The organism is Blautia massiliensis (ex Liu et al. 2021), assembly GCF_052064225.1.
GTDB lineage: Bacteria > Bacillota > Clostridia > Lachnospirales > Lachnospiraceae > Blautia_A > Blautia_A fusiformis.
On the sequence record NZ_JBQHWA010000020.1, the window covers coordinates 25,251 to 38,426 of the forward strand.

The 13,176-nt window shown below is 44.9% G+C and carries 12 protein-coding genes and 2 tRNA genes; 9 read left to right on the top strand and 5 right to left on the bottom strand.

Features of this window, described 5'->3' with window-relative positions; all coding sequences use genetic code 11:
* Positions 1–43: 43 nt before the first annotated feature.
* Both ACTNDQ_RS09480 and ACTNDQ_RS09485 read left to right on the top strand, forming a co-directional pair.
* Positions 44–757 (top strand): IMP cyclohydrolase, encoded by a 714-nt coding sequence (locus ACTNDQ_RS09480; RefSeq protein WP_118609036.1) that lies wholly within the window; start codon positions 44–46, stop codon positions 755–757.
* 38 nt (positions 758–795) lie between these two features.
* Entirely contained in the window at positions 796–1,980 is a 1,185-nt protein-coding gene (locus ACTNDQ_RS09485; RefSeq protein ID WP_015524356.1) for a phosphoribosylaminoimidazolecarboxamide formyltransferase, read from the top strand.
* A 163-nt stretch (positions 1,981–2,143) separates the two neighbouring features.
* On the opposite strand, the gene ACTNDQ_RS09490 is transcribed toward ACTNDQ_RS09485, so the two are convergent.
* Positions 2,144–2,216, bottom strand: a tRNA-Gly gene (locus tag ACTNDQ_RS09490).
* 166 nt (positions 2,217–2,382) lie between these two features.
* Positions 2,383–3,072: a lysozyme family protein gene (locus ACTNDQ_RS09495; protein WP_278796065.1), complete on the bottom strand. Its 690-nt coding sequence runs from the start codon at positions 3,070–3,072 to the stop codon at positions 2,383–2,385.
* A gap of 162 nt (positions 3,073–3,234) precedes the next feature.
* On the opposite strand from ACTNDQ_RS09495, the gene ACTNDQ_RS09500 reads away from it, so the two are divergent.
* A complete protein-coding gene (locus tag ACTNDQ_RS09500) occupies positions 3,235–4,314 on the top strand; it encodes a 3D domain-containing protein (RefSeq protein WP_441064452.1) in 1,080 nt (359 codons plus the stop codon).
* Between the two features lie 104 nt (positions 4,315–4,418).
* Here the strand turns inward: ACTNDQ_RS09500 and ACTNDQ_RS09505 are convergent.
* Positions 4,419–4,491 (bottom strand) — tRNA-Phe (locus tag ACTNDQ_RS09505).
* 130 nt (positions 4,492–4,621) lie between these two features.
* On the bottom strand, positions 4,622–5,806 hold the full coding sequence (locus ACTNDQ_RS09510; RefSeq protein WP_278796063.1) for an iron-containing alcohol dehydrogenase: 1,185 nt from the start codon (positions 5,804–5,806) through the stop codon (positions 4,622–4,624).
* A gap of 312 nt (positions 5,807–6,118) precedes the next feature.
* Here ACTNDQ_RS09510 and ACTNDQ_RS09515 point away from each other — a divergent pair, with 312 nt between their 5' ends.
* The 3 genes from ACTNDQ_RS09515 (at position 6,119) to ACTNDQ_RS09525 (ending at position 9,296) form a co-directional block, all read left to right on the top strand.
* Positions 6,119–7,021 carry an NAD(P)/FAD-dependent oxidoreductase gene (locus tag ACTNDQ_RS09515; protein WP_441064453.1) on the top strand — a complete coding sequence of 301 codons (903 nt, stop codon included), beginning with the start codon at positions 6,119–6,121 and terminating at the stop codon, positions 7,019–7,021.
* A gap of 49 nt (positions 7,022–7,070) precedes the next feature.
* Positions 7,071–7,370, top strand: a complete 300-nt coding sequence (gene trxA, locus ACTNDQ_RS09520; RefSeq protein ID WP_021651804.1) for a thioredoxin — start codon at positions 7,071–7,073, stop codon at positions 7,368–7,370.
* Positions 7,371–7,472: 102 nt separating this feature from the next.
* A complete protein-coding gene (locus tag ACTNDQ_RS09525; RefSeq protein WP_441064454.1) occupies positions 7,473–9,296 on the top strand; it encodes a DUF6020 family protein in 1,824 nt (607 codons plus the stop codon).
* Here the strand turns inward: ACTNDQ_RS09525 and ACTNDQ_RS09530 are convergent.
* Complete coding sequence (locus tag ACTNDQ_RS09530; RefSeq protein ID WP_441064455.1) at positions 9,293–9,973, bottom strand: Crp/Fnr family transcriptional regulator; 681 nt, start codon at positions 9,971–9,973, stop codon at positions 9,293–9,295. The two genes, ACTNDQ_RS09525 and ACTNDQ_RS09530, sit on opposite strands and share 4 nt — an antisense overlap.
* 223 nt (positions 9,974–10,196) lie before the next feature.
* On the opposite strand from ACTNDQ_RS09530, the gene ACTNDQ_RS09535 reads away from it, so the two are divergent.
* The 3 genes from ACTNDQ_RS09535 to trmL all read left to right on the top strand — a co-directional run bounded on the left by ACTNDQ_RS09535 (position 10,197) and on the right by trmL (position 13,171).
* Positions 10,197–11,882 carry a B12-binding domain-containing radical SAM protein gene (locus tag ACTNDQ_RS09535; protein WP_412225787.1) on the top strand — a complete coding sequence of 562 codons (1,686 nt, stop codon included), beginning with the start codon at positions 10,197–10,199 and terminating at the stop codon, positions 11,880–11,882.
* Between the two features lie 104 nt (positions 11,883–11,986).
* On the top strand, positions 11,987–12,598 hold the full coding sequence (locus ACTNDQ_RS09540) for an AIR synthase-related protein (protein WP_110103447.1): 612 nt from the start codon (positions 11,987–11,989) through the stop codon (positions 12,596–12,598).
* Between the two features lie 72 nt (positions 12,599–12,670).
* The gene (gene trmL / locus ACTNDQ_RS09545) at positions 12,671–13,171 is read left to right on the top strand and encodes a tRNA (uridine(34)/cytosine(34)/5-carboxymethylaminomethyluridine(34)-2'-O)-methyltransferase TrmL (RefSeq protein ID WP_015524365.1); all 501 of its coding nucleotides are present in this window, start codon (positions 12,671–12,673) and stop codon (positions 13,169–13,171) included.
* The last annotated feature ends 5 nt before the right edge of the window (positions 13,172–13,176 follow it).

Below are 13,176 nucleotides of genomic sequence, written 5' to 3' on the forward strand. Positions count from 1 at the left end.
GATAATCCCCGGGCCTTACATTAGACAAGGAGGACTGTGAAAAATGACAACATTTTCACTTGAAAAAGAACTGAAAGAAAATTCCTATCCGGGAAGAGGAATTGTGATCGGACGTTCCGCTGACGGGAAACATGCAGTTACTGCATATTTTATTATGGGAAGAAGCGAGAACAGCAGAAACCGTATTTTTGTTGAGGATGGGGAAGGAATCCGTACACAGGCTTTTGATCCGTCCAAGCTTACAGACCCGAGCCTGATCATTTATGCACCGGTACGTGTCCTTGGAAATAAGACCATCGTAACAAACGGTGATCAGACAGATACGATCTATGAGGGAATGGACAGACAGCTCACCTTTGAACAGTCTCTCCGCAGCAGAGAGTTTGAGCCGGATGCGCCGAACTATACACCTCGTATTTCAGGCGTTCTTCATGTTGAAAACGGTAAATTCAATTATGCGATGTCTATTTTAAAGAGCAATAACGGAAATCCGGATTCCTGTCTTCGTTATACATTCGCCTATGAGAATGCGGCGGCAGGACAGGGACGTTTTATCCATACTTATAAATGCGATGGAAATCCACTTCCAAGTTTCGAGGGAGAGCCGAAGCTGGTAGAGATCCCAAACGATATTGATGAGTTTGCGGATCTCCTCTGGAAGAGCCTGAACCAGGATAATAAAGTTTCTCTCTTTGTTCGTTTTATTGACATTGAGACAGGAAATTATGAATCCAGGATCGTAAACAAGAATAAATAAGAAAATAGGGATATCACAGAGAATGGAGGAGCTTTTTCATGAAAGAATTACAGTTAAAATACGGATGTAACCCAAATCAGAAACCATCAAAGATCTATATGGCAGATGGAAGTGAGCTTCCGATCCAGGTACTCTCCGGAAGACCAGGATACATCAATTTCCTGGATGCCTTTAATGGTTGGCAGTTGGTACGTGACCTTAAGAAAGCAACCGGACTTCCGGCAGCAACTTCATTTAAGCATGTATCTCCGGCAGGTGCTTCCATCGGACTTCCGCTGAATGAGACACTGGCAAAGATCTACTGGGTAGATGATATGGACTGGAAAAATTTTTCCCCGCTTGCATGTGCGTATGCAAGAGCAAGAGGTGCAGATCGTATGTCATCATTTGGTGATTTTATTTCTCTTTCTGATGTCTGCGACAAAGATACCGCAATGCTGATCAAGAGAGAGGTTTCTGATGGTGTGATCGCACCAGGATATACAGAGGAGGCTCTTGAAATTCTGAAGCAGAAGAAAAAAGGCAATTACAATGTGATCCAGATCGATGAAAACTATGTTCCGGAACCTTTGGAGCACAAACAGGTATTTGGAGTCACCTTTGAGCAGGGCCGTCAGGAGCTGGCAATTGATGATGCGCTGATCTCCAATATTGTAACAGAGAATAAAGAGCTTACGGAAGAAGCCAAGAGAGATATGAAGGTTTCTCTGATCATCCTGAAATATACACAGTCCAATTCCGTATGCTTTGTTAAGGATGGACAGGCTATCGGCGTTGGTGCAGGACAGCAGTCCCGTGTACATTGCACACGCCTTGCAGGTCAGAAGGCAGATAACTGGTATCTCCGTCAGTGCCCGAAGGTACTGGAGCTTCCGTTTAAAGACACGATCACACGTGCGGAGAGAGATAATGCCATTGATGTTTACATTGGTGAGGAATATATGGATGTCCTTGCAGATGGTGCATGGGAAAAGACATTCACAGAGAAGCCGGAAGTGTTCACAAAAGAAGAGAAGAGAGCATGGCTGGATGGTCTTACCGGCGTGACACTGGGATCCGATGCATTCTTCCCGTTCAGTGATAATATCGAGCGCGCATATAAGAGCGGTGTAAAATATATTGCAGAGCCGGGCGGATCTGTACGTGATGACGCAGTTATCGATACATGTAATAAGTATGGAATGGTGATGGCATTTACAGGAATCCGCCTTTTCCACCACTAAAAGAGGCATGCCTTGACCATGATAAGCGGCTGAAATAAAAGATAAAAATATAAAGTCCCGAATCTGGATTTCTGAAAAAAAGAGTTCAGACTCGGGACTTTTTGATCGAAAAAGGATAGTTTTAAAAATAAAAAAGAACTCTGAAAAACTCAGAGTTCTGAAGAGCGATAGACGGGGCTCGAACCCGCGGTCTCGACCTTGGCAAGGTCGCGCGTTACCAACTACGCCACTATCGCATATGTCTTATCGCTTCAAGTATTTTCCTCAGCGACAAGACATATATTAGCATAGATTTTATATTCTGTCAAATGTTTTTTGGAATTTTTTTGAAATTATATACAACATATAAAGTTTATTCCAGACATCTGAAATAGAACTTGTATATGACAATATTTCGGTGGTTTATGAGTTATTGTCTAAGTGGTAATAGCGCAAAACATGATCCGGATAGTATTGGTCACCATAGTCCCATGGACCGGCAGGATCATGAAGGGGATCATCTTCATCACGTTGTGTGTTGCCGCTTGCCATCTGAGCAAAGGCCTGAGCACTTTGGGCCGTCCACACAGTCTGACCGTTTTCTTCCAGATAAGCAAAATAGGAATCGGCTCCGAAATTGTATGCCTGCAGAGCCAGACGGATTTTGGAAAGATCAGTCGGACCGGTACAGACAGCCTTTTCCAGAGCATATTTCAGCTCCTGGATGCCACAGGAAATAGAGTAAGAAGGATCTGTGATACCATTGGGCTGCTGAGGATATCTGGTGTTGTAGGCTCCTTCTGAGGATTGCATGGGATCGGTACCCTGTCCGGAGCTTTCCTGCATCATCACAGCCAGGATCAGGTCTACATAGTCGGACATATCATATTGTGCTGCTTCGCTGGAAACCTCATCGCGATAAGCTTCACAGGCTGCATTGATCTGATGGGCTTCCTCCTGCCTGCAGGAAAATTTGGAAAAACGCAGAAGGATACAGCCCACGATCAGCAGAAAAAGACATGTCAGAAAGATCTTCTGCCTTCGCACCTGCTGTACACGGAGTTTGTGGCGCTGTTTTTTAGTAAGGGTTGGTTTCTTGTGTTTTGTATTCATATAAGTATTGTATCCGTTACGGATAGATTTGACCAGTTAAAAAATATGATCTTTTTGTTAAAAATTTCTGAAGACTGTCCTGTGAAATTGCAAAATATGATCTGGTATGCTATGATAGTCGGGACAAACCGTAGAATGCCGGAAGAAAGGAGGCAAGATTTCATGCGAAAAAAACTTCTGGCAGTTATTTTATGTGCTTCTATGCTTTTCCCTGCATCCGTATCAGCAGAGGTACTGGGATATGAAGCAACACTGGATACATATACAAAGGAGAAAAAAACACCTCAGCAGTTTCAGATCGATGATGGGGCGGGAAATACAGTAAATGTTTTGGCGAAGAGTGATACGCTTTATGTTACAGCGAAAAATACGGAAATCCGGTCCAATCCGGGAGACAGTGGTACAGAGCTGCGTTCTGTGATACTGGGAACGAAACTTGAAAGAGTTGCAGTCTGTGACAATGGCTGGAGCAAGGTGACCTTCCAAAAGAAAGGTGAGAACAAGATCATCGGTTATGTTTCGGACAGCGTGCTCAGTGATATGGAGATCGTAAATAAATTTACGGATACAGTTACAGCGGCACAGGACAGTGATATCCTGGATTATCCCGGCAAGAAGGACGGAGAGGTTGTAGGAGAGGTCCTTCAGGATGATGAGTTGAAAAGAACAGGTACGGTAGATGCTATCTGGAGCAGGATCGTTTACACAGATGACAGTGGTTCAGATCACGTCGGCTATATTCCGACCAGCTGTCTGGAAGGTTATCAGGCTACGGAAGTGGCCAAGGCAGAGCAGGAAAAGAATACAAAAGCAGGATCCCTTACTAAGAGTTCCGGGGAGGGCGTTTTTGCGGATGCGGTAGATGGTGTAACTTCCACAGGTGGTTCCGGAAGTACCGCATCTGGCGTACAGATCGGAACGCCGGTATCAGTATCTTCTGACGCGACACTGAAACCACTGGGAACATTCCGGATCACGCATTATTGTCCGTGCAGCATCTGTTGCGGACCATGGGCGAATGGAATTACTTCCACAGGAGTAACGGCCACTACTAACCGTACGATCGCAGTGGATCCGAGTCAGATCCCATACGGTTCCAAAGTAGTGATCAATGGACAGGTTTATGTTGCAGAGGACTGTGGAGGAGCGATCCGGACCAATTGTATTGATGTATATGTGGCAACACACTCCGAAGCAGAGCAGAAGGGCGTGTTTTATACAGAAGTTTATTTGCTTCAGTGATCAGAAAAAGACTGCTGTAGATTCCACAGGGGATTTGCAGCAGTTTTTTGTATAAAAAAACTCTGACCAGCAGAGGCTATTCTGCGATCAGAGTAAAAAAATAATGCCCAGAGCCGGAATCGAACCAGCGACACGAGGATTTTCAGTCCTCTGCTCTACCAACTGAGCTATCTGGGCATGTCTCTTTCGAGTACTTTGTTACTTTAACACATTTATGTAGAGAATGCAAGGAAAAAATAAAAAAAGCAGATGTTTTTCTGAAAAATCTGATTTTCAAAAAAACATCTGCAATATTATGGCTACAGATTTATCTGGCAGCAAGATAGATTTTTTCCATATCTTTCATGTTCAGCTGTTTGAACACACCGATGGTACGGGTGTCTTCAAAGCTGCATTTAAACGCCAGATCATGGATCTCCTTTTCTGTAAGATTAAGACCAAGCTCATGAAGGCTGGTAGGCATCTGGATGGAACGGAAATAATCTTCCATGGCTTCTATGCCGGCAAGTGCAGTTTTGTTGAAGTCGGTACTGCAGGGAATGTCAAAGATATTGACTGCAAACTGGGCAAAGCGTTCCGGATTTGCATCATAAACGTAACGTGCCCAGCTTCCCCACAAAGCGGCAAGACCGGCTCCGTGAGCCACATCGTAGGTGCCGCCCAGTTCATGCTCCAGCTGGTGACAGGCCCAGTCACCACCGCCGGTTCCGCAGCCGGTAAGTCCATTGTGGGAAAGGCTGCCGGCCCACATGATCTCTGCCCGTGCAGTATAATTATCCGCCTCCTTCATCAGGATCCGGGAGTTATAGATCACGGTCTGCATCAGAGATTCGCTGATACTGTCGGTGATCTCCATGGTTTCGATATTTACAAAGTACCGTTCCATAGTATGCATCAGGATATCCACACAGCCGCTTTCAGTCTGATATTGCGGCAGGGTATAGGTGAGGCGGGGATTTAAAATAGCAAAACGTGGGCGGCACAGATCGTTGCGGGCACTACTCCGTTTCAGCCAGCCCTCTTCATTGGTGATCACACAGGATCCGCTCATTTCACTTCCGGAAGCTGCGATCGTCAGGATAACGCCTACAGGAAGACAGGCTTTTGGGGTTTCGGTGCGGAGAAAAAAGTTCCATACATCTGTATCCGGATTGGCAAGTCCATAGCCGATGGCCTTGCAGGAATCAATAACGCTGCCACCGCCAACAGCCAAAAGAAAATCAACCTGTTCTTTGCGGCAAAGCTCAATACCCTCACGTACCTTGGAGAGACGGGGATTGGGAACCACACCGCCAAGAGTGACATAGGAAATTCCAGCTTCATCCAGAGAAGATCGGATCTCATCGATCAGACCGGAGCTTACTGCACTGTGGCTGCCATAATGGATCAGTACTTTGCTGCAGTTCTGCTCTTTTAGAACAGTGCCGATCTTAAGGTGTGTATCTTTTCCGAAAATAACCCGGGTAGGGGTAAAATATTCAAAATTTCTCATAGAGATTAGGCTCCTTTTTATGATTCATGATCTATTGATAAATATAAGGAATCCGTTTCCTTACAGGTCAAGCAGATATTTATGATCCCGCAGGGGTATCATCTTGATTCATTTAATTGGTTTAAAGTCGTTATAATAATAGCATAGAAGAGAAACAGACGCAAATAAAAGCTATTGAAAAAAAGGTGTAATTTTGGGGGAATGTGGTATAATGACTTCTGTGAAGGAAAAGTGACCTGATCACAGAAACAGACCAATGCGAAGCGTATATTATAGAACAGATCCAAACGAAGAAGAAAGCAGGTGTCTGAAATGGAGAATATCATTATCATAGGAGCAGGTCCGGCCGGGATCTCGGCAGCACTTTATGCGGCAAGAGGAAATATGAATCCGCTGATCATAAATACAGGGATCGGTTCACTGGAAAAAGCGGAGAAGATCGAGAACTATTACGGACTGGAGCAGCCGCTGTCCGGCAGAGAGCTTTTCGAAAGAGGCCTTGCCCAGGCAAGAGCACTTGGAGTACGGATCCTGGATGCCCAGGTTGTGGGAATGGGTGGTTTTGATACTTTTGAGGTGAAAACTACCGCAGGAGATTTTGAGGCACGCAGCGTGATCCTGGCAACCGGAAGCAGGAGAGCTTCTGCCAAGATTCCGGGAGTAAAGGAATTTGAGGGAAAAGGTGTCAGCTACTGCGCAGTATGTGACGCATTTTTTTACAGAGGAAAAGAAGTGGCAGTGCTTGGAAACAGTGATTTTGCTCTTCATGAAGCAGAAGAACTTTCTCATACCGCTTCCCGTGTGACGATCTTTACAGATGGAAAGAAACCGGAATTTTCAAGAGAAAATCCGCTTCCGGTTAACACCATGAAGATCCAGGCGATCGAAGGAGATGAGCGTGTTTCCGGCATCCGCCTGAAAAGTGATGTGTCCATGCAGGAAGCAGGTACCGGAGCAGATTCTTTTGTGCCGGCAGAGGGAGTCTTTGTAGCACTTGGTACAGCCGGAAGCTCGGAGATGGCCCGCCAGATCGGAGCGGAACTGAATGAAAAAGGAAATATCCGGGTCAATGAAGAGATGGAGACTACAGTTCCGGGACTGTATGCAGCAGGTGATTGCACCGGTGGACTTCTCCAGGTGGCAAAAGCTGTTCATGACGGTGCCCAGGCAGGACTTTCCGCCTGTCAGTATGTGCGGAAGCTTCTGAAGGCGTAAGCATAAGCTGATACTAAAAATAAATACAGGATCAAGGAGGAATTTTATCATGGCAAAAGTTTTTACAACAGACAATTTTGAAACTGAGGTATTAAAGGCAGAAAAGCCGGTACTGGTAGATTTTTGGGCAACCTGGTGCGGACCATGCAGACGTCAGGCTCCGGTCGTGGAAGAGCTTGCAGAAGCCGGATATGAGGTTGGCAAGGTTGACGTAGACAAAGAGCCATCACTGGCACAGCAGTACAAGATCATGAGTATCCCCACACTGCTGGTATTCAAAGAAGGAAAAGAGACCGCACGTTTTGTGGGACTGACATCAAAGACAGAGCTTGAGGCAGCGCTTCAGTAACCAAAACAGAAAACAGAAAAAACAGATACAGCTCTGGGAACCGAAACGGTTTCCGGAGCATTGTTGGTTTACTGAAAATTTTAGACAAGGGTTAATAAAAATATGGATGAGAAAATAATAAAAAAGAATGCAGTGCCTGTGATCGCGGCAATGATCACAGCGCTGGCCTTTTCTTTTACGGGCCTTCCAATGGATGGAAATACTTCTGTAGAAAAAATGAGTGATGTTTATAATGGATTGGGATGCACAAGTTTGCTTGCATGGATCCTGCTTCTTATTTTATACGTGAAAGGATGGGAGGGCTACCGGAAATACAGAAACTGGCAGGCACATGTTTTGGCAGTGATCTTTTCGGCGGGAATGCTTCTTGGAACTTCTTATTTTACAAATGGAAACTGGGATTTTCTGTTTGGCGCAAAGAAACAGATCCTGATCTCAGCCGGATGCTTTATAGGATTTTATATTATCTGTGATATGGGAATCACTTATTTTTGGAGGATTCCTGAGATGGAGTTTTTCCGAAAGGCCTGTGGGCGTATCCCGGCCAGAGAGGAAGAAGTAATGTGGTTCCGCCTGGCAAAGATATCTATGATCATTGGATGGACACCGTTTATCCTGGCATTTCTCCCAGGTTCGATCCCGGCAGATGGATTTCGGCAGCTGGATGTATTTTTGGGAGCTATGCCGCTGGACAATCATCATCCATGGGTCCTGACGATGATCATGGGTGGACTGCTGACACTTGGAAAAACTATCTGGTGTTATAATTTTGGAGTATTTCTGATCGTCATTGTGTTTACTTCTGTGGAAATCTGGTGTTACAGTGCGGTAGTCCGCTATCTGTACAGATGGAAGGCTCCAAAATGGATACTTTTTGGTACTGTTCTGCTGTTTGCATTTGTTCCCATATTTGGAAGCTATGCGCAGGCAGTGATCAAAGATGGATTATATACGGCAGTCATTACTTTGTATTTTGCAGTGTATATAGATATTTGTCATTCCTTTTCCAAGAGAAAGGCAGTATATTTATTTCTTCTGGGAATCAGTGTTTGTCTTACCCGAAATAATGGCATTCATCTAGTCCTGCCTTCTTTGATCCTTTTGTTTTTCTTCCTAGTAAAGGGCGCGAGGAAATATGCATTTATTGTGGCTGTCTGTGTTTTTGCCTGTTATCTGGGCGTAGAAAAGGGGGTAGCACCTGCCCTTGGCGTGGCACCTGGATCCCGATGTGAAATGCTTTCGGTACCGTTTCAGCAGACTGCCCGATATCTGAGAGAATATCCGGATGATGTAACCGCAAGTGAGAAGAAAGCGATCAACAGGATCCTGGATTATGATGTTCTTGCCGAGAAGTATAATCCGGAACTGTCGGATCCTGTGAAAATTACATTCAGGTTCAGAGATGATGATAATGATCCTAAATTGGATGGATACATGAAAGATTATTTTAAAGCCTGGTTTGCCATGTTCCGTCGTCATCCGGGAGTATATATCCAGGCGACATTGAATAATATCTACAGTTATAATGATCCGTTCCATATGGGAAGAGGACAGCAGGGCGTGTACCGGTTTTACATAGATAAACTGTATCAGAAGAAAGCCGGGATCGATGTCAGTTATGTTGGACCCCAAAAAATCCAGTATATATTCCGGCTTTATGATGAATTATGGATGCGCGCACCTGGCCTGGGACTTATCTTAAGTGCAGGAACGTATACCTGGCTTACTCTGTTGCTGATGGGATATCTTCTGGTGATGAAGCAATGGAAAAAACTCCTGATCTTTGCCATACCGGTGCTGAATATACTGATATGTCTTGTGTCTCCTGTAAATGGGATGATCCGTTATATGTGGCCGGTAATGACTATTATGCCGATGCTGTTCTGGTGGATCCTGCAGCCGGCACCTAAAACATCTTCAAATTAAAAAGTATTCATCATTTCATAAAGACGTCTTTTATCCAGAATGCGGATCGATCCCCGTGAGATCTGGATAGAGCCGTCTTTATTCATTTTTTTAAGGCTGCGGCTGACAGCTTCTCTGGCACTTCCGATGGAGCGGGCGACGGCTTCCTGTGTGAGAGCGAGTTCATCGGAACCGGTATCTGCAGCTTCATCCAGAAGAAAGGCTGCGATTCTCTGAGTCAGGGTCATAAAAAATGTCCGTTCGATTCCTGCAATCACATCTGAGAAATGTTCAGTTGTCCGTTTGTAGATGAAATTTTCCAGATAGATATTGTTTTTCATCAGCCGGGAAAAAGGAACTGCCGGAAGCAGAAGCAGATCACAGTCTGTTTCTGCATCGATCTGTACATCAAATGTAATGGCAGAAAGCATGCAGGAGGCGGAAAGAGTGCAGATGTCACTGTCCCTTAAACGGTACAGGGTGGCCTCTTTTCCCTGAGCGGACAGTAGATAAACACGGAGAACTCCATTCAGAAGAAAAAGAGTTCCCAGGCACTGGCGCTCTTCAGACTGTATGGCAGCACCTGCCGGGTAATGAAGCTCGCGAATGTTATCAAGAAGAAAATTCCGATCTTCTTCCGTCATATGTTCCCAGAAGGGAAACGCCTGAAAATAATTCAGACAGCTGTTTCGATCCATAAAAAGATTACTCCTTTATAAAAATATATAGTACTCATTTTAACGCTGTTTGGATGGAAATACAACAAAAACGGCATTTTTGCGGCAGGAGGGAAATCCCTGTTTTTCTATTTACATCCGGTGGCGGGAACGTTATAATCATAAAGCGAAAAGGATCAACAGAGAAATAATGAAAACTGCCGGGGAAAGAAATTATCCGACAGAAGTTAGGAGAATATAAAATTTGAAAATCTTACTTGCAGCATGCAATGCAAAATATATCCATTCCAATCTTGCGGTATATAACCTGAAATCCTGTTCCGGAGAATACAGCTCCAGGGTTGTGGTCAAAGAGTATACGATCAATCAGATCAGGGATGACATTTTAAAAGATATTTATCTGGAGCAGCCGGATGTGGTCTGCTTTTCCTGCTATATCTGGAATATTTCCTTTGTCAGGGAGCTGGTGCCGGATCTTAAGAAAATCCTTCCACAGGTGGAGTTTTGGGCAGGAGGCCCGGAGGTATCCTACGATGCGGTGGAATTTCTGAAAAAGAATCCTGCGTTTTTTGGAGTGATGGTGGGAGAAGGAGAGGAAACCTTCCATGAACTGGCAGGTTATTATATAGAAAGAAAACCGGAAACTTTGAGCGGGATCCGCGGAGTGGCTTTTCGTGATGAAAACAAAGGCAGGGATATTGTACACACGGGCTGGCGGGAATTGATGGATTTAAGTAAAGTTCCGTTTGCATACAGCAATCTTACAGAGTTTAAAAACCGCATTATTTATTATGAGAGCAGCAGGGGATGCCCCTTTTCCTGCAGTTACTGCCTTTCTTCCATAGATAAGAAGCTTCGGTTCCGTGATATTGAGCTTGTAAAAAAGGAATTGCAGTTTTTTATTGATAATAAAGTTCCTCAGGTCAAATTTGTGGATCGTACCTTCAACTGCAAGCATGACCATGCCATGGAGATCTGGAGGTATATTACGGAGAATGATAACGGGATCACCAATTTTCATTTTGAGATTTCAGCAGATCTTCTCCGTGCGGAGGAGCTGGCGCTGATGAAAACCATGCGTCCGGGACTGATCCAGCTGGAGATTGGTGTACAGTCCACCAATCCTCAGACCATCAAAGCCATTCGGAGAACCATGGATTTTGAAAAGCTGAAAGGGATTGTAGAGCAGATCCATAGCTTTGGAAATATCCACCAGCATCTGGATCTGATCGCAGGACTTCCCTATGAGGGATACGACAGCTTCCACAAGTCCTTCTGCGATGTTTACGCACTGCGTCCGGAACAGTTTCAGCTTGGTTTTCTGAAAGTGCTGAAGGGATCATACATGATGGAAATGACAGGGGAATATCAGATTCTTTACAAGGATCGGGAACCCTATGAGGTACTTTCCACAGCCTGGCTGACCTACGGGGAGATTTTAAGGCTGAAAATGGTGGAAAGTATGGTGGAAGTGTATTATAATAGTGGGCAGTTCAAAAATACTCTTGTATTTCTGGAGAAGTATTTTGACGATCCTTTCCGGATGTATGAGGCACTTGGCAGATTTTATGAGAAAAAAGGATACTCGGAGATCTCTCATTCCAGGATGAGGCGCTATGAGATCCTTATGGAGTTTGCCGGAGAACAGAAAGAGATTCCGTCGGAAGCACTTTCCGATGTAATGCTCCTGGATCTTTATCTTCGAGAGAATTTAAAGAGCAGGCCATCCTTTGCTTCAGACCAGAAGCCGTATGAGCGGCTAATCTGGGATTACCGGAAAGCGAAAAAAATCCCGAAAACCGCCCATATCGAGGTGTTCCGGGACGGAAAGAAGCTTCTTTTTGATTATACAGACAGGGATCCTTTGACCAACAATGCGCAATTAACGGATATTACAGATGAGGTGAATAATAATTATGGGAATGTTTGATCCGAAAAAAAGAAAAGTGATCACAGCGATCATCGCAGTTATTCTGGTACTGGCAATGGTAGTTCCGACTGTGCTTTCACTTATCATTTATTAAGGCGGCAGTTATGAAACTTGGAAAAAAAGCACTGGAGGCGCTTCAGGCAGAGATAGACGGACGGCTTATGCCGGGAGACGAGCTGATCGTGGCAGGCCCTGTGGCAGCAGAAGGAACTGCATGGATCACAAAGAATTATCATGACAGGCTGCGGGAGTTTTTTGCAGAACGTTTTCTCGAGGATGCTGTAAAGCTTCCTGAGGTTTACGGAACAGGAACAGAGAATGATAAAATTTGGAAAATGGCGGAAGAATCCGGAGCCAGTGCCCGATATCGGATGGGAGAAGGCGGATTTCTTGCTGCCCTCTGGAAAATGGCGGAGGCATCCGGAGTAGGTCTTAGTGCAGATCTTCGAAGTGTGCCCATCCGACAGGAAACCATAGAGATCTGTGAGATCCTTGATGTGAATCCGTACAAGCTGCTTTCCGGCGGAAGTATTCTTATGGGAATCCATGGCGGTGATGCGTTTGTGCAGCAGTTGCGGCGAGAGGGGATCATGGCAGCAGTGATCGGGCAGACCGATTCCGGAAATAACAGGCTTCTTTACAGCGGCGGAAATGCCAGATATCTGGAACGCCCGGCAGAAGATGAGACCAAAAAGCTTGGCTTTTTGATCTCATGAGCAAGCAGCGAAGCGGATTGCGAATGCATATTTTGTATATTTAATGCTATGTAGAAAAGAGGAAAAAAATAAATGGGAGTTTTGAATATTGTGCTCCATGAGCCGGAAATTCCGGCAAATACAGGAAATATCGGAAGAACCTGTGTGGCAACAGGAACCAGGCTGCATCTGATCGAACCGCTTGGTTTTCGCCTGAATGAAAAGGCCATCAAGCGTGCAGGTATGGATTATTGGGAACATCTGGATGTGACCAGATATCTAGACTATGAGGATTTTCTCAAAAAGAATCCGGGAGCAAAGATTTATTACGCAACCACCAAGGCACCTCAGACTTATACAGATGTGCAGTATGAGGATGACTGTTTCATTATGTTTGGCAAGGAGAGTGCGGGAATCCCGGAGGATATCCTGGTAAACAATCAGGAAACCTGCGTGCGGATCCCGATGATCGGAGATATCCGTTCCCTGAATTTAAGCAATTCAGTTGCCATTGTGCTTTATGAGGCGCTGCGACAGCATAATTTTACGCATATGAATCTGGAAGGCCATCTGAGAAATTACGACTGGAAATAAGCCTG

Bases quoted from the DNA above. Each gene is read 5' to 3' on its own strand.
- ACTNDQ_RS09485 (WP_015524356.1), top strand. From the start codon at position 796: ATGAAAGAATTACAGTTAAAATACGGATGTAACCCAAATCAGAAACCA.
- ACTNDQ_RS09500 (WP_441064452.1), top strand. From the start codon at position 3,235: ATGCGAAAAAAACTTCTGGCAGTTATTTTATGTGCTTCTATGCTTTTC.
- ACTNDQ_RS09525 (WP_441064454.1), top strand. From the start codon at position 7,473: ATGGATGAGAAAATAATAAAAAAGAATGCAGTGCCTGTGATCGCGGCA.
- ACTNDQ_RS09495 (WP_278796065.1), bottom strand. From the start codon at position 3,072: ATGAATACAAAACACAAGAAACCAACCCTTACTAAAAAACAGCGCCAC.
- trxA (WP_021651804.1), top strand. From the start codon at position 7,071: ATGGCAAAAGTTTTTACAACAGACAATTTTGAAACTGAGGTATTAAAG.
- ACTNDQ_RS09515 (WP_441064453.1), top strand. From the start codon at position 6,119: ATGGAGAATATCATTATCATAGGAGCAGGTCCGGCCGGGATCTCGGCA.
- ACTNDQ_RS09540 (WP_110103447.1), top strand. From the start codon at position 11,987: ATGAAACTTGGAAAAAAAGCACTGGAGGCGCTTCAGGCAGAGATAGAC.
- ACTNDQ_RS09510 (WP_278796063.1), bottom strand. From the start codon at position 5,806: ATGAGAAATTTTGAATATTTTACCCCTACCCGGGTTATTTTCGGAAAA.
- trmL (WP_015524365.1), top strand. From the start codon at position 12,671: ATGGGAGTTTTGAATATTGTGCTCCATGAGCCGGAAATTCCGGCAAAT.
- ACTNDQ_RS09480 (WP_118609036.1), top strand. From the start codon at position 44: ATGACAACATTTTCACTTGAAAAAGAACTGAAAGAAAATTCCTATCCG.
- ACTNDQ_RS09530 (WP_441064455.1), bottom strand. From the start codon at position 9,973: ATGGATCGAAACAGCTGTCTGAATTATTTTCAGGCGTTTCCCTTCTGG.